This is a genomic window from Comamonas testosteroni (assembly GCF_014076415.1).
Classification (GTDB): Bacteria; Pseudomonadota; Gammaproteobacteria; order Burkholderiales; family Burkholderiaceae_C; genus Comamonas; species Comamonas testosteroni_F.
Genome location: NZ_CP043568.1, coordinates 796,285 through 819,282 on the forward strand (window position 1 = coordinate 796,285; position 22,998 = coordinate 819,282).

General features: G+C 62.3%; 23 protein-coding genes. 5 read left to right on the plus strand and 18 right to left on the minus strand.

The features are described 5' to 3' along the window. Position 1: 1 nt before the first annotated feature. The 8 genes from gspN to gspG all read right to left on the minus strand — a co-directional run bounded on the left by gspN (position 2) and on the right by gspG (position 5,834). Positions 2-832, minus strand: coding sequence for a type II secretion system protein N (gspN, locus tag F0P97_RS03550; RefSeq protein ID WP_182285645.1), 831 nt, complete (start codon positions 830-832; stop codon positions 2-4). 9 nt (positions 833-841) lie between these two features. Then, the gene (gspM, locus tag F0P97_RS03555) at positions 842-1,384 is read right to left on the minus strand and encodes a type II secretion system protein GspM (RefSeq protein ID WP_182285646.1); all 543 of its coding nucleotides are present in this window, start codon (positions 1,382-1,384) and stop codon (positions 842-844) included. Continuing rightward, entirely contained in the window at positions 1,381-2,607 is a 1,227-nt protein-coding gene (gene gspL / locus F0P97_RS03560; RefSeq protein ID WP_182285647.1) for a type II secretion system protein GspL, read from the minus strand. Before gspL ends, gspM begins: the two co-directional genes overlap by 4 nt. A 45-nt stretch (positions 2,608-2,652) precedes the next feature. Further along, on the minus strand, positions 2,653-3,711 hold the full coding sequence (gene gspK / locus F0P97_RS03565; RefSeq protein WP_232538118.1) for a type II secretion system minor pseudopilin GspK: 1,059 nt from the start codon (positions 3,709-3,711) through the stop codon (positions 2,653-2,655). Then, positions 3,708-4,400, minus strand: coding sequence for a PulJ/GspJ family protein (locus F0P97_RS03570; RefSeq protein ID WP_182285648.1), 693 nt, complete (start codon positions 4,398-4,400; stop codon positions 3,708-3,710). Before F0P97_RS03570 ends, gspK begins: the two co-directional genes overlap by 4 nt. A gap of 3 nt (positions 4,401-4,403) precedes the next feature. After that, positions 4,404-4,769 (minus strand): type II secretion system minor pseudopilin GspI, encoded by a 366-nt coding sequence (gspI, locus tag F0P97_RS03575; protein WP_034357356.1) that lies wholly within the window; start codon positions 4,767-4,769, stop codon positions 4,404-4,406. Then, positions 4,766-5,173, minus strand: coding sequence for a type II secretion system protein GspH (locus F0P97_RS03580; protein WP_182285649.1), 408 nt, complete (start codon positions 5,171-5,173; stop codon positions 4,766-4,768). Before F0P97_RS03580 ends, gspI begins: the two co-directional genes overlap by 4 nt. 232 nt (positions 5,174-5,405) lie before the next feature. Further along, entirely contained in the window at positions 5,406-5,834 is a 429-nt protein-coding gene (gene gspG / locus F0P97_RS03585) for a type II secretion system major pseudopilin GspG (RefSeq protein ID WP_080554087.1), read from the minus strand. Between the two features lie 70 nt (positions 5,835-5,904). On the opposite strand from gspG, the gene F0P97_RS03590 reads away from it, so the two are divergent. Further along, a complete protein-coding gene (locus F0P97_RS03590; protein ID WP_182285650.1) occupies positions 5,905-6,375 on the plus strand; it encodes a general secretion pathway protein C in 471 nt (156 codons plus the stop codon). On the opposite strand, the gene F0P97_RS03595 is transcribed toward F0P97_RS03590, so the two are convergent. The 3 genes from F0P97_RS03595 to ilvA form a co-directional block, all read right to left on the minus strand. Beyond that, complete coding sequence (locus F0P97_RS03595; protein WP_182285651.1) at positions 6,368-6,931, minus strand: histidine phosphatase family protein; 564 nt, start codon at positions 6,929-6,931, stop codon at positions 6,368-6,370. The two genes, F0P97_RS03590 and F0P97_RS03595, sit on opposite strands and share 8 nt — an antisense overlap. Continuing rightward, positions 6,928-7,761 (minus strand): adenosylcobinamide-GDP ribazoletransferase, encoded by an 834-nt coding sequence (locus tag F0P97_RS03600; protein ID WP_182285652.1) that lies wholly within the window; start codon positions 7,759-7,761, stop codon positions 6,928-6,930. Before F0P97_RS03600 ends, F0P97_RS03595 begins: the two co-directional genes overlap by 4 nt. Positions 7,762-7,865: 104 nt before the next feature. Continuing rightward, the gene (ilvA, locus tag F0P97_RS03605; protein ID WP_182285653.1) at positions 7,866-9,419 is read right to left on the minus strand and encodes a threonine ammonia-lyase, biosynthetic; all 1,554 of its coding nucleotides are present in this window, start codon (positions 9,417-9,419) and stop codon (positions 7,866-7,868) included. 383 nt (positions 9,420-9,802) lie between these two features. Between ilvA and F0P97_RS03610 the strand changes: the two genes are divergently transcribed. After that, complete coding sequence (locus F0P97_RS03610; protein WP_012837016.1) at positions 9,803-10,255, plus strand: OsmC family protein; 453 nt, start codon at positions 9,803-9,805, stop codon at positions 10,253-10,255. A gap of 59 nt (positions 10,256-10,314) precedes the next feature. On the opposite strand, the gene coq7 is transcribed toward F0P97_RS03610, so the two are convergent. Next, on the minus strand, positions 10,315-10,932 hold the full coding sequence (coq7, locus tag F0P97_RS03615) for a 2-polyprenyl-3-methyl-6-methoxy-1,4-benzoquinone monooxygenase (RefSeq protein ID WP_182285654.1): 618 nt from the start codon (positions 10,930-10,932) through the stop codon (positions 10,315-10,317). A 330-nt stretch (positions 10,933-11,262) separates the two neighbouring features. Between coq7 and F0P97_RS03620 the strand changes: the two genes are divergently transcribed. Beyond that, positions 11,263-12,321 carry a porin gene (locus F0P97_RS03620; protein ID WP_182285655.1) on the plus strand — a complete coding sequence of 353 codons (1,059 nt, stop codon included), beginning with the start codon at positions 11,263-11,265 and terminating at the stop codon, positions 12,319-12,321. 230 nt (positions 12,322-12,551) lie between these two features. Further along, positions 12,552-13,721, plus strand: coding sequence for a porin (locus F0P97_RS03625; protein ID WP_182285656.1), 1,170 nt, complete (start codon positions 12,552-12,554; stop codon positions 13,719-13,721). A 163-nt stretch (positions 13,722-13,884) separates the two neighbouring features. On the opposite strand, the gene groL is transcribed toward F0P97_RS03625, so the two are convergent. Continuing rightward, positions 13,885-15,528, minus strand: coding sequence for a chaperonin GroEL (groL, locus tag F0P97_RS03630; protein WP_003061955.1), 1,644 nt, complete (start codon positions 15,526-15,528; stop codon positions 13,885-13,887). 94 nt (positions 15,529-15,622) lie between these two features. Next, a complete protein-coding gene (gene groES / locus F0P97_RS03635; RefSeq protein ID WP_003058782.1) occupies positions 15,623-15,913 on the minus strand; it encodes a co-chaperone GroES in 291 nt (96 codons plus the stop codon). 261 nt (positions 15,914-16,174) lie between these two features. Here groES and F0P97_RS03640 point away from each other — a divergent pair, with 261 nt between their 5' ends. Further along, complete coding sequence (locus tag F0P97_RS03640) at positions 16,175-18,808, plus strand: chemotaxis protein CheW (protein ID WP_182285657.1); 2,634 nt, start codon at positions 16,175-16,177, stop codon at positions 18,806-18,808. A gap of 14 nt (positions 18,809-18,822) precedes the next feature. On the opposite strand, the gene F0P97_RS03645 is transcribed toward F0P97_RS03640, so the two are convergent. From F0P97_RS03645 to F0P97_RS03660, 4 genes are all read right to left on the minus strand, one after another. Continuing rightward, the gene (locus tag F0P97_RS03645; RefSeq protein ID WP_182285658.1) at positions 18,823-19,161 is read right to left on the minus strand and encodes an H-NS family nucleoid-associated regulatory protein; all 339 of its coding nucleotides are present in this window, start codon (positions 19,159-19,161) and stop codon (positions 18,823-18,825) included. Between the two features lie 188 nt (positions 19,162-19,349). Then, a complete protein-coding gene (locus tag F0P97_RS03650; RefSeq protein ID WP_182285659.1) occupies positions 19,350-19,844 on the minus strand; it encodes a GNAT family N-acetyltransferase in 495 nt (164 codons plus the stop codon). Between the two features lie 66 nt (positions 19,845-19,910). After that, complete coding sequence (locus F0P97_RS03655) at positions 19,911-21,071, minus strand: bifunctional nicotinamide-nucleotide adenylyltransferase/Nudix hydroxylase (RefSeq protein ID WP_182285660.1); 1,161 nt, start codon at positions 21,069-21,071, stop codon at positions 19,911-19,913. A 218-nt stretch (positions 21,072-21,289) separates the two neighbouring features. Then, complete coding sequence (locus F0P97_RS03660; protein ID WP_182285661.1) at positions 21,290-22,993, minus strand: NAD+ synthase; 1,704 nt, start codon at positions 22,991-22,993, stop codon at positions 21,290-21,292. Positions 22,994-22,998: the final 5 nt, after the last annotated feature.

The window sequence follows — 22,998 nt, forward strand, 5'->3', positions numbered from 1 at the left end:
GTCAACCAAAGGTGATGATGGAGCGCGCACCCTGGCGGCGCCCCAAGATATTGAGCAAATTCGACAGAGCGGCTTCGCGCTCGGGGCTGGCAGAGGCTTCGCCCCTGAAGTGCAGGCGCGAGCCCACCCATTGGCCCTGGCCGCTGAGCTGCAGGTCGCCGCCCAGCGTGGTCAGATTCAGCTGGGCATTGTCTCCGCCCTGTATATCGAGGCGGTAGCTGCCCAGGGGCTTGAGCGACGACAGTCTTGACGATACGGCCAATGCTTCCAGCCGCGTCAGGCCCTGGCTGGTGGCCCGGCCGGCGCGATATTGCAGTGTCAGCCCGACCGTGGACAGGCGCAACTGACCCTGCAGGGCCACTGTGTTCCAGGGCGTGCCAAGGCCGGCCAGCAGGTCGGCGGGCAGCTGCAGCACGCTGTCCTTGACGTGCACCGTCATGGCGTTCCAGCCCGGCTGCAGCTGCGCCAGCATCGGGGTGCTGGTGCAGCAATCGCTTTGAAGGCTGATGCTGGCGCCGCTCAGGCTGGGGCGCAGTGTCCAGTTCAGACGCGTGGGCAGGCTGCTCTGGTCCTGGCTGTCCTTGCCTCCCGTGAGCACCAGCCTGGCCGAGCCACGCCAGAGCGTGCCGCGCGGCTCCTGCAGCTGTACCTGGTTGGCGGTGATCGATTGCACGCCTGTGGCCAGCCAGGCCGCCGGAGCCTGGACCAGCACCGTCAGCAGAGCGCCCAGCAAGGCACCGCCCACTGCCCAGCGGCGCGGCGAACGCGGATCGCCCGCCTGGCGCGGTCTGCGCAGGGCTTGGCTGGCTGGGTGTGACCGGGACAGTTTCATGGCCTAGGCTCAGTTCTGCCCACCCGCGTTGCCGGGCAAATCGAGCAGCAGATTGCCGCTCCAGCGTGTAACGGCAGCGCCGTCGACACTTTCACCGAGGATGCGGTTGAGCTTCATCTCGGCCACCGAGGCATGGCTGTTATCACGCACCTGTGCCAGCCAGCGGGCCAGGGCGGGAGCGGCGGCATTGCTCAGGCTGACCTGGGCACGGTTGCCCAGCCACTGCAGCTGTGCGCTGCTGCCGAGTTCGGTCTTGAGCGACTGCTCCAGCTGCGTGCGTGTATCGGTGCTATTCCCCTGAGGCTGCTGGCGCAGCAGCTCGGCCTGGGCCTGCATCTGCAGCATGTTCTGCAGCTCGCGCTCCGCTGCCGCATGGCGCGCGGGGGCCGTGCGCAGGCTGTGCAGGGCCGGAGCCAGTGCCACCCACCAGAGCAGGGCCAGCAACACGACGCTGGCGGCGAGCAGCAACAGATTCTGTTCGCGCTGGGCCAGGGCACTCCAGCGCTGGCGCAGCGGAGCCAATGCGGTTTTCAAGGCGTTTTTCTGCTTCATGGGCTAGCCTTTGCACTCAGCACCAGATCTGTTCCTTCCGGTTGCAGCATATAGCCGTTGGCCTGCAGGCTTTGCTGTGCGTCGCCCAGTGCTTCGGGGCTCAGCTCCAGACCCGAGATGCGCAACTGCTTGTCCTGGTACTGCAGGCTCTTGGCATTCTGCACGCCCTGGATGCCGGCACTTGCTGCCAGAAGGGCCTCGAGGTCGTTGGCGGACAGTGCGCCGGAGTTGCTGCGCAGCAGATCCAGTTCGCGCTGCATCTGTACCGGAGCATCGATGATGACGGGCACGTGAGGGAAGGTGGTCTGAAGTACCTGCTTGGCCTGCTGCTGGCGCAGTTCGATGGCACGGTTTTCCCTGAAGGCCCAGGCGTTGAGCCCGGCCAGCTGGGCAAGGACGGCAATGCCTGCTGCCCAGCGCGCAGCGCGCCATTGCGGGGCCTTGGCAAAACCATACCAGGCATCGATCAGGCGGCGCTTGGCGCGGGTGCTGCCGCCCAGGTCCAGGTCGAACTGGGCCAGGTCGCCTGCGTAGCCATGACTTTGCAGCAGTCGCTGGGCGGCGGTGAAGATGCCGACCGGGCGCTGCAGCGCTTCCGCGCTGCGTGCCAGATGGGGTTCGGCCAGCACTGGCAGATCCTCGGGCAGGCGAGCCAGCAGTGGCTGCAACAGGCCGGCATCGGCATGCTGGGGCAGGACGACGAGGCAGGCCTGTGCATCCAGTCCGGTGGCGCTCAACTGGGGCAGCGTGCTGTCGCCCGACAGAAGCAGCTGGGCCTTGCTGCTGGGCCATTGTTCGGGCACCAGGCGGCTGGCGGCATGACCATGCTGCTCCAGGGCCTGGAGATGGGATTGCAGCCAGCCCTTGTCGCAGGCGGCTACCCAGCAGGTCTGACCTGCCGCCGAGCCAGCGTCCAGAGCCAGGTGCATGGCGGCCGGCTCATCGAGCAGCTTTTCTTCCAGCAAACCCTCGAGCACGGCGCGCAGACGCTGCTGACGCCGGCTTTGCACATTCAGTCCCAAAGGCAAGGTGACGGCATGCCAGGACAACTGAGCTGCCGGGATGACGGCAGTGACCTGGGTCGTACGGCCTGTGGCCGGCAGCAGGGATGCAGCAGCCTGGCCGCTGCGCTGAATGCTTTGACCATCGTCACTGAGGACGTAGAGATATTCCGTGGCGGAGTTGGCGGGCTTCGCCGACAGCTGTATTAGCAATGTGCTCATGAGGGAAGATGCAGCATTCTATGGGGGCAGTGTGACATCAGGGTGTCAGGGTCTGGCAACCGCGGGCATACCCCAGTCGGCATGCTCCTGCCACAGGGTAGTCACGTTCATGTCCTTGCGCTGAATCAGTGAGCGCTGACTCAAGACATTGTCCCCGAGGCGCAGGCGGCCGCGGGCTTCGAAATAGCTGGTGGTCACGGAGTGCATGGCACTGTTGAAGACGCCGCTCAGGCCTATGGCCGCAGCCGCTGCATTCAGGGACTTGAAAGGCGAGGCGTCGCGCAACTGCACCAGCTGGTTGGCGCGGGCCCAGTCCAGATCCTCGGTGCTGGCCCAGATGACCTCGGCGCTGGCCGTGTTGAGATTGACCATGGTGCGCTCGGGCAACAGCGAGACATAGGGTTCGATGCGGGCGATGATGCGCGGATCAATGCCCAGCCAGCCCAGTTGCCTGACGGTGCGAGGCATCAGCGGCGCAGTCTGGCTCTTGCCGCGCATGGCTTGCTGCAAGGCCGTGGCGATCTGCATGACGGAGCTGCCGGGCAGACCCAGGCGCTCGAACAGGCGCAGAAAAGGCTTGAGGTTTTCCTCCTTCACGCTGGAATCGGCCCCGCTGAGCAGATTGCGCAGATTCAGGCGCGACTGCAGATCCACGATCTCGCCCGAGAGAAAAGCGTCCTGCATGTCGGCAAGACCGTCATCGACCTGACTGACATTGTTCTTGGCTGCCAGAAATGTGGACAGGCGAGCCTCCTTCAGCGGCACCGCCCAGGGCTCACCCAGATGATCGACCGGGTTGCTGCGGTTGGCGCGCGAGTCCTCCTGCAGCACCACGCGCGACCAGTCCAGCGCACCCAGCAGCAACCAGTTGGCCTGAACTCTATTGCGTTCGGCGGTCTCGATTTCCACATCGCGCCATTGCTGCCAGAGCGCGGCCGAGGCCAGGGTGGCGACCAGCACCACCGTCAGCATGGCCGCCAGCAGCGCTGCACCGCGCTGGCGCCTGTGTCTGAAACTGGCGCTCCCCAAGCCGGCAGTCCCGAGCAAGGGCCGCCCCGCAGCGATGGGGTGGGAAGGCGCGAAGCGACTCTGGGGGGATTTCATGATCGTGAGTTGGAGCGCAGCGGGTTGACCCAGTCCACCGTCATCACGCCATTGAGCGCGCGGCCGGGCGGCAGGGTCAGCTCGATGCGTATGCCGTCGGGCACCGTGGGCAGCACGGGATTGCCGTCGCTGCCGACGCTGCTGCCGTCATCGCCGCCCTGATCGCTGGACTGGGGGTTGGTCCAGGCGTTGCTGCGGTAGTAGTAGACGCGCCACAGGTCGAGCGGTATCAGCACGGTTTCGCGGCGCATCTGGTCGCTGGAGGGATTGCGGCCCCATTGGGCCGCCTGGTTCCAGGCATCGTTCCATTCGCTGACCGTGCGTGCGGGCAGCGATTGCCAGCGCACCCATTGGAAGCGGCCATCCACATTGCGACGGCTCCAGGCCACGATGAGTGCCCCGTTGTCGACGGCTGCACTGGTCTTGCGCGTCAGGCGCAGCACCTGACCGTCCCAGTCCAGCACCTGGCGTCCCTGCAGCGGCATCAGCGCGTTGAGGTCGGCATTCCACTGAGCCAGCACGGTCTGCATGACGGCGTGTTGCTCACCTTGCTCGCGCGTCACTTCCTGCGCGCGCAGCATGCCGTCGATGCCGCGCCAGCTCATGATGGAAAGCAGGGCCATGGCGGCCAGGGCCACCAGCAGCTCGATCAGTGTGAAACCTTGGTTTCTGTTGCGCATGCTGATCATGATTCAGTAGCGACCGACGATGGTGGAGACGCGCAGCACCGCAGCAGCCTCGGAAAACACCTGGGCATCCACGCGCCTGAAGCTGGGGTTGGGCGTGGGGCGCACGCTGAGCTGTACCTGCATCTGTCTGCCGGCCTGCTGGCACTGGATGGTGGTGTCCCCGACGGCAGGCATCTGATTGAACAGCCGCAGTCGCACCAGTTCGTTCTGCGCGCAGAGCTGGGCCAGGATGACGTCGGACTGGCGCTGGGCATTGCGCGTCAGGGCGCTGCTGGCCTGAAGTCCAGCCAGCAGGGTGACGCCGACGATACCGACCGCGACCAGTACCTCGATCAGCGTGAAGCCGCGCTGCAGCAGGGCGGGCTTCATGGCGTCTCCTGCAGATTTTGAATGCTGAACGGGCGCAGCCCGTCGGTGGCCAGCCGCACTGGCGCGGAGCTGCTGCCGGGCAGCGACAAGGTAATGCTCTGCCTTGGAATCAGCGGCTCCGGCCCCAGCACCACGGGTGTATTGGGCTGCACCAGCACAGGAGTCTGCAGCCATTGCGTGGGCATCTTGACGTTGGGTGGCAGACCTTCAAACCGGAAGCCCTGCGGCATCGGGCGCCAGACCACCAGGGCGCCATTGGTACGGGCCTGGGCGCGTGCGGATTCGAGCAGCGTGGCCAGACGCTGGGCCTCGCGTTCGAGCTGCTGCTCGCCGCTGTCGCGTATGGCCAGGCTCACACCCGCCGTCGCCAGCGCCATGATTGAAATCACCACCAGCAACTCCAAGAGTGTGAATCCCCCCTGAAGCGCTGCGCGCCTTCCCCCCCGGGGGACGACAGCCTGTGCTGCGGGGCGGCCCTTGCTGGCTGTCCCTGTGACAGAGCGCACCAGTTTTACAGGCATTTGATGCGTTCGGGGTTGCCGCCGGGCCGCCCCAAGGCAAACCCCGGCGCCAGCCGCTCAGGGCCCCCTCGGGGGGCAGCGACCACACACAGTGAGGGAGCGTGGGGGCTCATTTCTATTGCCAGGAGCCAATATCCGCATCCTTGCCTTCGCCGCCGGCCTTGCCGTCAGCGCCTAACGACATGATGTCGATGGGGCCCTTCACGCCGGGGTTCAGGTATTGATAAGGATTGCCCCAGGGGTCATTGGGCAGCTTTTCCAGGTAGGGCTTCCAGTTCTGCGGAGCGGGGCCGGTGGTTGGTTTGACCACCAGCGCCTGCAGGCCCTGTTCGGCCGTTGGATAGCGCTGGTTGTCGAGGCGGTAGAGCTTGAGTGCCTGGTTGATATTGGCGATATCGGTCTTGGCCGCGGTCACGCGCGCATCGTCGGCGCGGTCCAGCACATTGGGCACGATAAGCGCTGCCAGCACGCCAATGATGACCAGCACCACCATCAACTCGATCAGGGTGAAGCCGCGTGATGCGGCGTGGCGAATAGCAGACATCGGATGACGGCAGTTGGTGCTCATTGGAAACTGTAGGAAAAATGCAGTATTGCACCATCATAATCGTCGAATGCGACTGCAATCTTTCAATACCGGTCAGGGCCTTTCCATGCCGGTCAAACTCACGACCCTGCTGCTGTGGGCGATTGCCGCTGCGGTGGTGGTGTTCTGGACACTCCGGTTCGTCGGCAGTGCCAGTGAGCAGTTACCCTTGGTCGTACCTGCTCAGCCGGTACAGGCCAATGCCCAGGCCATGGCCAAGGCTTTGGGGGCGGTCGCAGCGCCTGCCGCCGCCGTGGCCGCACCAGTGGCCAGCCGCTATGCGCTGCTGGGGGTTCTGGCAGGGCACGAAACAGGTGGCGGCGCCGCCGTGATTGCCGTGGAAGGCAAGGGCAGCAAGGCCGTGCGTGTAGGTGAAGCCGTGGAGGATGGTGTGATTCTGCAATCGCTGGCGGCGCGCGAAGCGCGACTGGGTCCTGCCAACGGGCCGACCAGCACGGTGCTGCAATTGCCCAGGCCGCCTATGGCCAGCTTCAACTGAGCTCTAGCTGCAGCCACCGCCCATAGGCGGGCGCCGGCAAGGTCCACTCATGGCTTTGCGGCAGCCGGTGGCCATGCTGCAGCAGCCATTGCGCGCAGCGTGCCACGCCGGCATGGCAGATCCACACCATATGCTCGCTGTGGCCGCTGAGCGCGTCCTGCAGAACCTCGTGGACGCGCTGCAGCATCTGAGCCAGGGATTCGCCGTCGCCGGGCGCGTGCAGCGCCAGATCCTGCGCCCAGGCGCTGATGGCGGCTTCGCCGATGTCATTCCAGCGCAGGCCTTCCCAATGTCCGAAGTCCATCTCCAGCAATCTGCCGTCGGGGGTGGAGACGAAATCCGGCTCCAGTACCTGCAGATCCAACGCCAGCTGTCTGCATCTCTGCAGCGGTGAATGCCGGATCTGCAGCTTGCCATGCAGGGGCTGCAGAGATTGCTGCAAGGCCTGGGCGGCTTGCTGTGTGGCCTCTGCATCAGCGGCGATATCGAGGCGGCCGTAACAGCGCTCGGTGTCGATCAAGGGACGTGCGTGGCGCACCAGCCATAGTGTTTTCATGCCTGAAGCAACTGGCGCAGATAGATGCAGCTGGCCAGCAGCAGGGCCAGTTCATTGAGCTGCTGGCAGGCGCCCAGGCAGTCGCCCGTCATGCCGCCCAGACGCTTGCGCAGCCAGCGCTGCAGCAGCCAGGTGGTGAGCAGCATGGCCGTCAGCAGGCTGGGCACAAAGCTCCAGACGCCGAGCCAGCCCAGAAGGCCCAGTGCCGGCAGGCACCAGAGGCCGCCGGTCAGCAGCTCTTGCCAGCCCAGTTGCCTGCCCGCGATATGCAGGGTCTTGCTGCTCGCGGCCAGGCCGACGTGGGGCAGGCTGCGCATCAGCACCAGCGGCGCAAAGCGCGACAGCACATGAATGCAGCACACGAGGATGAGCACCGGCACCGGCCCCCAGAACGGCTGTATCACGGACAGCAGCAGGGCGATCAGCACGACCTTGGTCAGCAGGGCCATGAGCAGTGCCATCACGCCATAGGCGCCGATGCGCGAGTCCTTCATGATCTCCAGCGCCCGCTCGGCTGGCACCAGGCCGCCCAGTCCGTCGGCAACGTCGGCCAGGCCGTCCTCATGGAAACCGCCGGTCAGCCAGACCGTGCCGGCGGTGCTGATGAGCGCCGCCGCCAGCGGCGACCAGGGGCTTGCCGGCAGCAGCCATAGCAAGGCTCCCAGCAGCAGCGCGGCCCACAGGCCCACCAGCCAGCCCACGCCCGGCAGATGCGCGGCGCTGGCGCGCTGCATCTCGGGGCTCCAGCCCACCCAGGCCGCCAGGCGTCCGGCCACGGGGATGCGGCTGAAAAACTGGACGGCCAGCAGATAGTGGCGCAGGGCTTGCATGGTGTTGTGAATAAAAAAGGAGCTGCTTTCGCTTTCTGTTCCTTGGTTTTAGATACTTTTCTATCTGAAATCAATGCTGGGAAAGCGGTAGCAGCTCCTGTTTTTTACTTCAGGAACAGCTGATACGCAGGATTGTCGGTTTCCTCCACCCAGGGATAGCCGAGGTTCTTGAGGAAGCTGTCGAACTTCTTGTGGTCCTTGGCCGGCACCTGCATGCCGACCAGAATGCGGCCGTAGTCGGCCCCCTGGTTGCGGTAGTGGAACAGGGAGATATTCCAGGTCGGCGCCATCAGGCTCAGGAACTTGAACAGCGCGCCGGGACGCTCGGGAAAGACAAAGCGCAGCAGGCGCTCGTCCTGTGCCAGCGGCGAGTGGCCGCCCACCATATGGCGCAGATGCTCCTTGGCCATCTCGTCAAAGGTCAGATCCAGCGCCTCGAAGCCGTTCTTCTGGAAGTTCTTGCAGATCTTCTCGGACTCGCCCTTGGTCGGCGTGGTCAGGCCCACAAACACATGGGCCTTGCTGTCGTGGCTGATGCGGTAGTTGAACTCGGTCACGTTGCGCGGGCCGCCGGGCAGCTTGCCCACCACCTCGCAGAAATGCCTGAAGCTGCCGCGTTCCTCGGGGATGGTGACGGCGAACAGGGCTTCGCGCTCCTCGCCGACTTCGGCGCGCTCGGCCACAAAGCGCAGGCGGTCGAAGTTCATATTGGCGCCGCTCAGTATGGCGGCGTAGGTCTCGCCCTTGGTCTTGTGCCTGGCCACGTACTGCTTGATGGCCGCAACGCCGAGGGCGCCCGATGGCTCGACGATGGAGCGGGTGTCGGTAAAGATGTCCTTGATGGCGGCGCAGACGGCATCGGTGTCCACGGTCACATAGTCATCCACCAGGCCCTGGGTGACGCGGAAGGTTTCCGCCCCCACCAGCTTCACGGCCGTGCCGTCGGCGAACAGGCCCACATCGGCCAGTTCCACACGCTCGCCCGCCTGCACGGACTGCATCATGGCGTTCGAATCCTTGGTGTGCACCCCGATCACCTTCACCTCGGGGCGCACGGCCTTGATGTAGTTGGCAATGCCGGCAATCAGGCCGCCGCCGCCGATGGGCACGAAGATGGCATCCAGGCGCTGGCTGCCCAGTTTTTGCAGCTGGCGCAGCAACTCCATGGCGATGGTGCCCTGCCCGGCAATCACATCGGGGTCGTCAAAGGGGTGGACAAAGGTCAGGCCCTCGGACTTTTGCAGCTTGACGGCGTGCTTGTAGGCGTCGGAGTAGCTTTCTCCGGCCAGCACCGCCTCGCCGCCCAGGGCGATCACGGCATCGATCTTCACCTGGGGTGTGGTGGTGGGCATCACGATCACGGCGCGGCAGCCCAGCTTCTTGGCGCTCATCGCCGTACCCTGGGCATGGTTGCCCGCGCTGGCGCAGATCACGCCCTTTTGCAGCTGCTCGGCCGTCAGATTGGCCATCTTGTTATAGGCGCCGCGCAACTTGAAGCTGAAGACAGGCTGCTGGTCCTCGCGCTTCAGCAGCACTTTGTTGTGCAGGCGGCGGCTGAGGTTCTTGGCAATGTCCAGATCGGACTCCACGGCCACGTCATAGACGCGTGCATTGAGGATGCGAGTCAGATAATCGGCAGGGGTCAGGGCTTGAGTCATGGTGCAAATCGAAAGCAGAGCACCAGAGCCAGGGTCATCAGCCTGCCGGGTGCATGGAAGCCGACCATGATAGGCGCTTGCTTGCCGTGCTGCAGTACTCGCTCAAGAGGTGCATGCTGTCGCTCTGAGAAGCGGGATGGGCAGGTACGAAAAAAAGCCCCTAGCTCAGGAGCTAGGGGCTGAATCCACCATTAGAGGAGGTGGAGGAGACAATCGGTGCGATACAGATCGGTGTTAACCAGTAATCTGCAGTCTGCCTGCGGGTTTGACCTCACAGGTAACGCTTGAGTTGTATTGTATGAGGCTTGTGTTTTCTGTGCATCAAAAGATTCGGGTTTTTATGTATTTGATGCAAAATTGCAACAGTTTCGAGAGGAAAAACAATGGAATGCACAGTTAGTTGGACAGGCGCGGCCACCGGAACGCGCTCGGGCATGGGTTTTGTGGCAGAGACCGGCAGCGGCCATGTGGTCAATATGGATGGCGCGCCGGACGAGAAGAACCCGGCCAACGGCGGTCGCAACCAGGCACCGCGCCCCATGGAGATGCTGCTGGCCGGTGCCGGCGGCTGCACGGCCTACGACGTGGTGCTCATCCTCAAGCGTGGCCGCCACGATGTGAAGGGCTGCAGCGTGCAGCTGACTTCCGAGCGCGCCGAGACCGACCCCAAGGTGTTCACCAAGATCCACATGCAGTTCACGGTCAGCGGCAAGAACCTGCCTGCCGGCGCCGTCGAACGCGCCATCGCCATGAGCCACGACAAATACTGCTCGGCCACCATCATGCTGGGCAAGACGGCAGAAATCACTACGGGTTTCGACATCGTCGAAGCCTGAACTGGACGTTCGGTCGAAAAACGGGCCTCAACGGCCCGTTTTTGTTGAACAGGCGCCAATCAGATGCGATGCGCTGTAATCGTCATGACTTTGGCTGCTGCACGCATCAGCCCCTGGGCAATCGGCGGCAGTTGGATTGCGCCTTCATCGATCGCTGCCGCGGCATGACGCTCTTCGTCATCCTTCATGCGTTCGACCACGGCACGCGAAGCCTCGTCCTCTTCGGGCAGGCGACCCAGATGGCTCGCCAGGTGGGCAGAAACCTGATTTTCTGTCTCGACCACAAAACCCAGGCTGGCGGCATCGCTGAATTTGGCGGCAATCGTGCCAATGGCAAAGGCGCCAGCAAACCACAGCGGGTTCAGCAATGAAGGTCTGTCACCCAGGGCATGCAGGCGCTCGCGGGTCCAGGCCAGGTGGTCCATTTCCTCGCGAGCGGCATGCAGCAGATGCTCGCGCAACTCCATGTCCTTGGTCACCATGGCCTGGGCGTTGTACAGGGCCTGCGCACAGACCTCGCCCACATGATTGACGCGCATCAAGGCTGCGGAGAGCCTGCGCTGTTCATCGCTCAGGTCGGCTTCGGCGATCCCTGCTGCAGGCGAGCGCTCTGCGGCCACCGGGTCGGCAAACAAAGTGCGAAGAGCTGCATCGGCAGCGGTCAGAAACTTGTCCATGGCTAAAAAGAACTCAGTGCGGCGCCTGTCTGGCGTCAATGCACATAAGGTACACCAGAGTGGCTCATCCGCAACTTGCGCTGGGGCAATCCTAGGCCGAAACCCCTAAGGGTGTGCCCGCTAGTGCGGCTTGGTGTTTGTTGCGGTGGTGCAACGAAAACGCGCCGAATCGAGCAGTTTTGGGTGAATTCCTTTGCGCTGGGCTCGGTGGTCTGGTGCAATAGACCCAACTTCCCCACCAGGAGGTTGGCGCGGGAAACCGGTGGAGCTCGAGGCTCAAGTCTCTCTCCCATAGAACCGGCGCCCTTCTAAACCTTGGAGTAACTCGTAATGAAAAAATCTCTGATCGCCCTGGCAGTGCTGGCCGCTTCCGGCGCCGCAATGGCTCAATCTTCCGTGACTCTGTTCGGTATCGTTGACACTGGCGTGTCTTACGTGGACAACGCTGATGGCAAGGATGCAAAGTACGGTGTTGGTACAAGCGGTAACGCTACCAGCCGTCTGGGCCTGCGCGGTACTGAAGACCTGGGTGGCGGTCTGAAGGCTGGCTTCTGGCTGGAAGGCGAAATCTTCGGCGACACCGGCAACGCTAACGGCTTCGACTTCAAGCGCGAATCCACCGTGCGTCTGTCCGGCAACTTCGGTGAAGTTCGCCTGGGTCGTGAAACAACCCCCACTTTCCGTGCTGGTCTGAAGTATGACCTGTTCGGCGCTACCGGTATCGGCCAAAACATGGGCTACAGCCGTTGGTCTACCGTTGGTGGTTTCGCCAATTCTGGCGACACAAACACCATCCGTGCCAACAACATGGTGTCCTACTCTTCGCCTAACTTCAACGGCTTCACTGGCAACATCAGCTACGCTTTCGACGAGAAGGCTGTTGCTGGTACTAAGTCTGGCCGCTACGCCGGTGGTAACGTTGGCTACGACAACGGTCCTCTGAGCGTGACTGCTGCATACGGCAACCTGAAGGGTGCTGCTGGCGACCGTGATGAAATGTCCATCGGCGCTTCTTACAACTTTGGCGTGGCCAAGGTGACAGGTCTGGCACAACAGATCAAGTACAAGCCCGATGCTGGCTCCAGCGCCAAGTTCCGTAACTACCTGCTGGGCGTGTCCGCTCCCGTGGGTGGCGTGGGTGAAGTGAAGGCTCAGTACGCTTACTACGACCAACAAGGTCCTGCCAAGGCTCACCAGCTGTCGCTGGGCTATGTGCACAACCTGTCCAAGCGCACTGCCCTGTACGGCACTGTGGCTTACCTGAAGAACCAAGACGGTTCCTCTATGGCTCTGGCTGCCAAGGGTGTGAGCGACACCGTTGGCATGAAGGCTAATGGTACTGGCATGAACCAAGCTGGCGTGCAAGTGGGTATCCGCCACGCTTTCTAATCAATTGCTGGCGTAAGCCAGTAACTGCTTAAAAGCCAAAGGCCTGTCGAAAGACAGGCCTTTTTTGTTTTTCCGGGTTAGACCTTAAAGGGTGATTGCTGAGAGGTTTGCCCCCCAGAGGGAAAGGCCTGTGTTGCGCTTGTGCCAATGCTCGCGCGGTTGAGGAAAGCATTTCTAGAATGAATTTTCCACCAACTGTTTGTGAATTGAATTAAGAGAGAGGCAACACAATGACATCTTCATTTGTGAAAAAAACATTGGCTTTGGCTGTGCTGGGTTCTCTGGGAACAATGGCTTATGCACAAAGCAGCGTGCAACTGTATGGCATTGTGGATGCAGCGATTCGTCACACGACTAATGAGGGTCCGAATAAAAGCGGTCTGACCAAAATGATCGGTGGTGGCATGTCCGAGAGCCGCTGGGGTATCAATATCAAGGAAGATTTGGGCGGCGGCCTGTCGGCGATTGCCAACCTGGAAAATCGTTTCTGGACGGATTCGGGTACGCCCAGCACTGCTCAGCCTTACTTTGCGCAGTCCTGGGTGGGCTTGCGCAGCACCAGTTTTGGTCAGGTGACCATGGGGCGCCAATACAACGTGCTGTTTGATCTGGTGACCTCTACCTATGCATCGTTCCCATATTCCCCTTATATGGATGCCTACAAGCCTGAAATCGGCATGTCTCTGGGCGCGCGTGCAAACAATATGCTCAAGTACGTTGCCGAGTTTGGGCCGGTTCGTGCGGGGTTGCAGTATTCTTTTGACGAGGGCAATACCTTTGCCAAGAAAGGCGGAAGTATTGATATGACACCAGGCGGTCTGGCATTGAAAACCGCGGGCGGCTATCTGCGATATTCTGCCAACGGCATTTCTGTGGGCGGTGCTTTCCAGCGCTCGACCTTGCCCGCCGGCACCGATGTGGATGCCTGGACACTGGGTGGCTCCTATCGCACCGGGCCTCTGTATCTGATGGCTGGCTACGGCCAGAACAAGGTCAAGGATAGTCTCGGTGCTGCAGGGGCTGGTGCCATTTTTGACGCCGGCCTGCTCAATGCATATTGGACAGGCTCTTCCAATGGTGGCTTTATCGCGGGTAATGCGCCCGGGAATTTTGCCAACAAGCGTGAGATGTTCAAGGTCGGCTTTGGCTACCAGGTCACGCCGCAGCTCAATGCAGGCATGCATTACTACCATGCCAAGCAATCGGGATCGGCGACTGGTGCTTTTAACGGCAAGGCAGACTTTATCGTTGCCGTTGCCGACTATGCCTTCTCCAAGCGTACCGATGCCTATTTCGCGGTGGATCACACCAAGACCAAAGGCGGTGCGGGCGTGATGCTCGATTCCAATGGCGCGAAAAAGCGTACCGGCATCACCATCGGTCTGCGTCATCGTTTCTAAGGCGAATCCTTGGACAAAAAAGCCAGCCAATATCGGCTGGCTTTTTTGTGTCCGAAGCCGAGCAGCTAGTGAAGCGCGACGCACAAAAGAAAAGGCCGCATCTGCGGCCTTTTCTTTTGTGCAAAACCGGATGGTGCAAACCACCCGGTCAGCAGCAGAGCAATTACATGCCCATGCCGCCCATGCCGCCCATACCACCCATATCGGGCATGGCAGGAGCTGCGTCAGCCTTGGGGGCTTCGGCGATCATGCACTCGGTAGTCAGCAGCAGGGAAGCCACGGAAGCGGCGTTTTGCAGAGCAGTGCGAGTCACCTTGGTGGGGTCCAGAATGCCCATTTCCAGCATGTCGCCGTAGGTGTCGTTGGCAGCGTTGAAGCCGTAGTTGCCCGAGCCGTTCAGCACGGCGTTCACGACCACCGAGGGCTCGCCACCGGCGTTGGCCACGATTTCGCGCAGAGGAGCTTCGATAGCCTTGAGCACCAGCTTGATGCCGGCGTCTTGTTCGGCATTGCCGGTAGCCAGGGCGCCAACGGCTTGCTTGGCGCGCAGCAGGGCCACGCCACCGCCGGCCACGATGCCTTCTTCCACAGCAGCGCGGGTAGCGTGCAGGGCGTCTTCCACGCGGGCCTTCTTTTCCTTCATTTCGACTTCGGTGGCAGCGCCAACCTTGATCACGGCAACACCGCCGGCCAGCTTGGCCACGCGCTCTTGCAGCTTTTCACGGTCGTAGTCGGAAGTGGCTTCTTCGATCTGGATGCGGATTTGCTTCACGCGGGCTTCGATTTCGTCAGCAGCGCCAGCACCGTCGATGATGGTGGTGTTTTCCTTGCCGATTTCGACGCGAGCAGCCTGGCCCAGATCTTCCAGAGTCACCTTGTCCAGAGACAGGCCCACTTCTTCAGCGATGACCTTGCCGCCAGTCAGGATGGCGATGTCTTCCAGCATGGCCTTGCGACGGTCGCCGAAGCCGGGAGCCTTCACAGCCACAACCTTCAGGATGCCGCGGATGGTGTTCACCACCAGAGTCGCCAGGGCTTCGCCTTCGACGTCTTCGGCAATGATCAGCAGGGGACGGCCGGCCTTGGCAACAGCTTCCAGCGTGGGCAGCAGGTCGCGGATGTTGCTGATCTTCTTGTCGAACAGCAGCACGAAGGGGTTGTCCAGAATTGCAGCTTGCTTTTCGGGGTTGTTGATGAAGTAGGGCGACAGGTAGCCGCGGTCGAACTGCATGCCTTCGACGACATCCAGTTCGTTGGCCAGGCTCTTGCCTTCTTCAACCGTGATCACGCCTTCCTTGCCGACCTTGTCCATGGCTTGAGCGATGATCTCGCCCACGTCGGAGTCGGAGTTGGCGGAGATCGTGCCCACTTGAGCGATTTCCTTGGAAGTGGTGGTGGCCTTGGATTGCTTCTTCAGCTCTTCCACCAGGGCGGCGACAGCCTTGTCGATGCCGCGCTTCAGGTCCATGGGGTTCAGGCCGGCGGCCACGTACTTGGAGCCTTCGCGCACGATGGCTTGGGCCAGCACGGTAGCGGTGGTCGTGCCGTCACCAGCGATGTCGTTGGTCTTGGAGGCCACTTCCTTCACGAGCTGGGCGCCCATGTTCTGCAGCTTGTCCTTGAGTTCGATTTCCTTGGCCACGGACACGCCGTCCTTGGTCACGGTGGGGGCGCCGAAGGAGCGCTCCAGCACCACGTTGCGACCCTTGGGGCCCAGGGTAACCTTGACTGCGTTAGCCAGGATGTTCACGCCTTCAACCATGCGTGCACGTGCTTCACCGCCGAAAACTACGTCTTTTGCTGCCATTTTTGGCTCCTAAAGAATGGGGTTCAAATGTTCTGCCGGCGCTTATCGATCAGTCGCCAGCAGTTGTATGAATAGGGGATGTGTTCGGGAAGGATTACTTCTCGACGACTGCGAACAGGTCGTCTTCCTTCATGACCAGCAGCTCGTCGCCGTGGATCTTCACGGTTTGGCCAGAGTACTTGCCGAACAGAACGCGGTCGCCGACCTTCACGTTCAGAGCGATCAGTTCGCCCTTGTCGTTGCGCTTGCCGGGACCCACAGCCAGCACTTCGCCTTGGTCAGGCTTCTCGGTGGCAGCATCAGGGAGCACGATGCCCGAGGCTGTCTTGGTTTCGTTTTCGAGGCGCTTGACGATCACGCGATCGTGCAGGGGACGCAGGTTCATACCAACTCCTAAATACATCAACAAAGTTGAAACAAGACTTGCCAGCCATCCTGGCCGACATTCGGAATATCTAGGGTCAAGCTGTTAGCACTCAACCCTATCGAGTGCTAATAATAAGGCAATTTCCTGAGCTTTCAAGACCTCTCCCCAGCCGATCAGAGGGCAAATTGGTCAAGGAGCAGGGTTTGTTCTGAGTCATATGTAACGTGTTTTTACAAATAGGCCTGGCTTTTGCTCTGCCAAAACATGCCTCCAGAAACCATGACTGCCCCGGCGCAGCGCGCCCAAGACCTGCTGCAGACAGATGTCTTCATTCCCCATATGCGCCAGGTCGGGCGCTGCGAGAGTTCGCTCGGGGAGCTGAATCTGATGTGGCGGCTCATAGAGTCCTCCGCCAAGATGAATTGCCCACAGGAAGCGCAGGCCTTGCTGCCCATGATGGCCGCCACGCGTGGCGGCTTCGAGCGCCTGGAGCAGGACCTGGTGCAGTCCATGGTGATGCAGGCTGTGACGGGGGTGACGGCGGGGCTGGCCAGTCAGGCACAGCATCTGATCGATACCCTGGTGCGCAATCTCTACGAGCGCACGGCCGACGTGGGGTTTCTGGCGACCGACGCCATGCTGTGCCAGTTCATGGCCGCAGCGGATGGCGACGGGGCGGCCATCACCCAGCGTCTGCGTGCCTACCGCAGCAAGTACACGGTCTACACGGACATTCTGCTGCTGGATGCCGAAGGCCAGGTGCGAGCGAGTGCGCGCGAGAGGAGTCAGGCCACAGATCAGCCATGCCGGGATGCATTGATTGCCCGCGCTCTGCAAAGCCCGGGTTTTGTGCAGAGTTTCGGCGCCACCGACCTGCTGCCGGGGCATGGCAGCGCGTTGATCTATGCGCATCGCATGCTGCACGCCGGCAACCGCCAGCCTATTGGCGTGCTGTGCCTGTGTTTTGACTTTGATGGCGAGATGCAAGGTATCTGGAGCAGCCGGGACCGGATAGACGGTAGCGGCGTGCCCGACGCTCAGACCAGCATCGCCCTGTTGCTCGATGATCAGGGACTGGTGCTGGCCAGCAGCGATCTGCACTGGATTGGTGTGGGGGCGAAGCTGCAGGCTCACCGTGATGGTGCGGGTCCGCTGTATGTACATGGCGGACGCACCTATCTGGTGCAATCGGCGGCCTCGGCAGGCTATCAAGGCTATATGGGCCCCCATGGCTGGCGGGCGCAGATCATGACACCGCTGGAGCTGGCCTTCGGGCTCCAGCAGCAGGCCGGACTGGATGGGCTGGACGCTGCCGTGGCCCAGGGCCTGCTGGCGCATGCACATCGCTTCTGCCCGCCCCTGCACGCCATACGCAGCGCAGCGGATACCATACGCCGCGTGGTCTGGAACGGCCGCGTCATGACGGCAGGCAAGCAGATGGACAGCACGCGGCTGCAGGCCGTCCTGGAGCAGATTGGCGAGACCGGGGCCAGGACCAACGAGGTCTTCTCCCGGTCCATCGATGCGCTCTACGGCACGGTGCTCAATACCGCACTGAGAGACAACAGCCTCTTGAGCAGTCTGCTGGTGGATCTGCTTGATCGCAATCTCTACGAGCGTGCCAACGACTGCCGCTGGTGGGCCTTGACGCCGCAGCTGTCCGAATTGCTCGAGGACCAGGCCTTGGGCGAGACGGCCCCAGATCAGGTGAGCGAGGCCTGTGCGCTGCTCACCGCCATTCACGACCTGTATACGGTCTACCAGCAAATCATGGTCTATGACGTCCGAGGCAGGGTCGTGGCCGTCAGTCAGCGAGGGCGCTCCGATGCAGAGGTCCGTGGGCTGCTGGATACCTATATAGAGACGGACAGCCTGCAGCAGGTTCTGGCGCTGGGCGGGACCCAGGCCTATCACGTCTCGCCATGGCGCCCTTGTGTTCAGCATGAGGAGGACGGCTCGACCTATGTCTATCACGCGGCCATACGCAACGCTGACGGGGTGGTGCTGGGCGGGATCGGCCTGGTGTTTCATGCACAGCGTGAGTTCACGGCCATGCTGGAAAGCGTGACCGGCGTGCAGGCAGGAGGCGCAAGCAGCAGACAGGTGGCCTACCTGAACCGTGCGGGCATGGTCATGTCCTCGTCGGATGTGCAACTGCAGCCGGGCATGCGGCTGGATCTGCCGCCGCAAATGCTGGCCCTGGCGCCAGGCCAGAGCATGGCCCGTGCCATGGTGTATCAGGGGCAGTATTGCGTGGTGGCGATCACGGCGGGCAGCGGCTACCGGGAGTTCAAGCGCAGCGACGGCTATCGCGAAGAGTTGCTTGCGCTGTCCGTGCAGGCTTTTGGTGCCGTGCAGGACGATGCCCAGGCGGCTGTCTGTCGCCGCAATACCAGGGTGCAGAGCCTGGCTGCGGCCAGCCGGGGCAGCGCGTACGGCATGGAGATGGCGACTTTTTTTGTCGGGCGCAGCGTGCTTGCCGTCGATGCGGCCTGCGTGCTCGAGGCCCAGAGTGCCTCGGCCATCGCTCCCGTTTCGGCCGGACGCTTGCCGCACTGCGTGGGAACGCTGGCGCGGCGCAGCCAGGGAGTCGTGGCCGGCTATGTCTGGGTCTTCGATCTGGGAGCGCTGCTCTTTGGCAAGCCCGTGACCAGGACGGCGCAAAGCCAGGTGATCGTGCTGGAGCACCAGGGGCTCAAGCCGGGCGTGCTGGTCAGCGATCTCGAGGGCGTGGTGCGCTTCGAGAGCGGGCAGTTGCGACTGGCCCCTGCAATGGCAGGTGCGGCAGGTCAGCTGGTGGACCGCTTGATCCGCGCCAATGACGGAGATCTGCTCATCCAGTGCCTGAACGTGACGGCACTGGTGCGCATGCTCAAGGCGCCACTGCCGACGGAGCAGGCTGCTGGCGGCTGAACGGGCCGGGGCGCTTACTGAACCGGGAACGGATTCTTTTCGTCGCGAGGGGCGTTGAAGTCCACGGTAGGCGTGGTCTTGATTTCGTACTGGCTGCGGTCCTTGCCTTCGATCCACTTCGGGGGCTTGCCGCGGCCAGTCCAGGTCGCGCCGCTTTCGGGGTCGTAGTACCTGGCCTCGATCTTTTTCTTTTCTTCAGGCCTCCAGGGGAAGACCTGCTGAGAGGTAAAGCCGAATGTGGCGATCAGTTGCTTGACGGTGGCCAGGGCTTCCTTGGCTTCGGTGCTGCGCGCTTCTTCGATGCGCTTGTCCAGCGCATTTTTCTGAGCGATGAGTTCTTGATAGCTTGGCATTCTGGATTCCAGAGATAGTGTGAAAGGTCAGCACTGATTGCCGCCTTTGTTATTGTTTTGCAAAACCATTCATTTTGGCGCAAGCGCGAACGCGCCGCATTGTTGATGTTGCGTACTCTCAATCTGCAAAGGGACGCACATCACTTCGAAGGGCTTCACACATCACTCTGGATGATCCGGATTGTGGCTCAAGCCTGTTTGTCACCCGTGGCCATGGCCTGCAGGGCTGAGCCCGTCATGCGATAGCGGATCCACTCGGTCTGCGGCAGGGCGCCCAGGCTGTCATAGAACTTGATGGAGGGGGTGTTCCAGTCCAGGCAGCTCCATTCAAAGCGACCGCAGTCCTTTTCCATGGCAATCCGGGCCAGATGCTGGAGCAGGGCCTTGCCGGCGCCGTGGCCGCGTGCGTCGGGCGTGATGTACAGGTCTTCCAGGTACAGGCCGTGCTGGCCCTGCCAGGTGGAATAGTTGAAGAAATACACGGCAAAGCCCACGGCCTTGCCCTCGATCTCGCAGATCAGGCCGAAGACGGCTGGGTTGGTGCAGAACAGCGTGCGGCGCACATGGTCTGGCGTGGCCTTGACCTCGTGCTCGGCCTTTTCATAGATGGCGAGTTCGCGCACAAAGTGCAGGATCAGGTCGATGTCTTGCTCGGTGGCGGGGCGGATATGGAGCTGGCTCATTAAATATCAGGAAAAAGTGGCTCCAGCGCTTGATGAGCAAGCGCTTGCAGCTATGGTTTTGATGTATCAGGCGACCTGACGCTCAGGCTCGCTCTGAGCCAGAGTCACGGGCAGGAACTGGCACAGGATCTGGAAATGGTCCTCGAAGAACTCGGCCTCCATGCGGGGCAGATCGGCAATCGGTACCCAGCGGGCCAGGGCGGCGTCGTCCGCGCCCTGTACCGGAGGCAGGCTGGGCTGTACGCCCAGATCCAGATAGTGCACATGGGTAATGGTACGCCCGCGCAGGCTGCGGTCCGGGTGATCGAAGACCTGCACGGCCTGCAGGGCTGCGAGCAGATCCGCCTCGCTGATGGAGGAGCAGGTTTCTTCACGCAGCTCGCGCATGCAGGATTGCCAGAGGCTGTCACGCTGCTCGAGAAAGCCGCCGGGCAGCGCCCACAGGCCCTGGCCCGGAGCATGGCCGCGCTGGATCAGCAGCACCTGGTCCTGGCCCTTGGCACGGCAGCGCAGCAGCGCATCCACGGTGACGAACACCGGTGCATAAGGTGCCTTGGCCCAGGCCCGCCTGTAGTCCTGCAGCATATGCCACTCTTTTTGCAGGCGCAGATACAGCGGTGTCTGGGCCCAGCGGCGCAAAAAGTCCAGCGTGCTCTCGGGCATCTGGGAGGAAAGCCTGGTCAGAGCGGCATCCATGGTCTCGGGCGATGCGCCTCCTTCACCGAAGAAGATTTCGCGCAGCGGAGTGGCATCGAACTGGCCCAGGCGAGGCAGGCTGATCAGCTCCCAGCCCGGAAAGCGGGCCAGATAGCTGCTGCTGGAGTCCTTGAAGTGCCCGACCAGGGCCACGCTAGCGCCTTCGGGTACATGGGCCTGCACGGCTTCGCGCACGGCATGTACCCACAGCGGCTCGTTGTAATAGTCGCGCACGGGCACGCAGCGCACGCGCTCGGCATCCTCTTTCGATAGCGCATTGCGCAACATTTGCGCGCGCTCCTGCCAGCTGAATGGGTTTTTGGGATTGGGGGCCTGCCAGGCGCTGCCCAGTACCACCACGACCTGGCGAGCCCGCTCCAGTGCAGCATGCAGCAAGGCCATATGGCCGTTGTGCAGTGGCTGAAAGCGGCCGATCAGCACAGCGGTATGCAGGGGCATGGAGGTGGGCAGAGTCTCGGGTGCGGCGGCGATGACACGCTTGCTGGAAGTGTTGGGACTGGCTTGAGGCATGAGAGCGAAACCCGTACAGAAATCGGTGCCCGCAAGGGCGAATATGGGTAAAAAACGCGCTAGACGCTTACTGGGTAAGCGGAAGTAGCTCACTTTTTAAATGGTAACCAGGCCCGGCACAGCCAAAATCGGCATTCGAGACAGGCCGCCAAGCGCTTTGCAGCACCCAAGATGCGGCAGGGCTTTGCCACCATGTCTCAAGCGGGTGTCGGGCATTGCTACTCGTAGTGTGCCGCAATCGGCATCTGCCGGCCCGTGCCAAAGGCCCGTGGGCGTACTCTGAGCATGGGCGGAGCCTGGCGGCGCTTGTATTCGCTGCGGAACACCAGCTTTTGCACGCGGGCAATGGTTTCGGGGCCGCCGGCTTCGGTGCGCAGCTTGGCCACAAAGGCTGCGGCCTGCGCATATTCCTTGCTGGACAGATGCTGGCCCTCGATATGCCATTTGAGAATCTCGTCGAGCACGGCATAGGGCGGCAGGCTGTCCTCGTCCTTCTGGCCGGGAGCCAGCTCGGCCGAGGGCGGCTTGTCGATGATGGCCTGCGGGATCAGCTCGCGGCCCGCATGGCGGTTGATATGGCGTGACAGCTCGAAGACCTCGGTCTTGTACAGATCGCCGAGCAGGCCCAGACCGCCGTTGGTGTCGCCATACAGGGTGCAATAGCCCACCGAGACTTCGGACTTGTTGCCCGTGGTCAGCAGCAGATGACCGAAGGCATTGGAAAACTCCATCAGCGTGGTGCCGCGTGCGCGGGCCTGCAGATTCTCCAGCGCCAGACCCTTGAGTGGTTCGCCAAAGCTGGCCTCGAACTGGCGTGCATAGGTGGTGACCAGCTCCTTGATGGGGTGCTCGTACAGTCTGATGTCCAGATTGCGGCACAGCTGCACCGAGTCGTCGACCGAGCCAGCCGAGGAGTAGCTGGACGGCATGGTGATGCCGACCACGTTGTCTGCTCCCAGGGCATCGACGGCCAGGGCCAGCGTCAGTGCCGAATCGATGCCGCCCGAGCTGCCCACCACCACCTGCTTGAAACCGCAGCGGCGCGCATAGTCGCGCAGGCCCAGCACGATCTGCTGGCGGTAGAACTCCATGGTGGGCAGGCCTTGCGCCGGCACGGTAGGCAAGGCCGTGCCGTCGCGGGCCTGAAACCGGCCCTGCGCATTCAGCTCCAGTGTGCAGACATCTTCTTCGAAGCGTCTGGCTTCAAACACCAGGCCGGCCTCGGGCTCCACGGCAAACGAGGCGCCGTCGAACACGATCTGGTCCTGGCCGCCGATCTGGTTGATGTAGAGGATGGCCAGCTTGTGGCGTGCCGCCGCCTGGGTGAATATCTCATGACGCTGCTCGCGCTTGCCCAGGTGGCTGGGGCTGGCGTTGATGCTGATGACCAGGTCGGGGGCCGCATCGCCCATGCGTACAAAGGGGTTGGTGGCGTAGTCGGCGCCCTGGTCGTTCCAGCCGTCCTCGCAGACCAGAAAGCCCACCTGGCAGTTGCCCACGCGCAGCACCTTGGCCGTGTCGGCTCCAGGCTCGAAATGGCGGCGCTCGTCAAAGATGTTGTACGTGGGCAGCAACTGCTTGTCGTACTGCAGGCGGATTTGTCCGTTCTTGAGCACCAGCAGGCTGTTGTGCAGCGGTTTGCCGGGGCCATCGTGGCGCGTGGGGGCGCCCACGACCCAGTGCAGATCGGGAAACTGGCGCGTGGCCTGCAGCAGCTCCTGAAGACCTGCATCCAGTCTTTGGAGAAAGCTGGGCTCGTCCAGCAGGTCGCCGGGGTAGTAGCCGCACAGCGACAGTTCGGAAAATACCACCAGGTCGGCCTGCTCGGCTGCGGCCCTGGTTGCGGCCTCTCTCATGCGGCGGATATTGCCGCTGATGTCGCCCACCATGTAGTTGAGCTGGGCGAGGGTGACTTTCAGCATGGTTG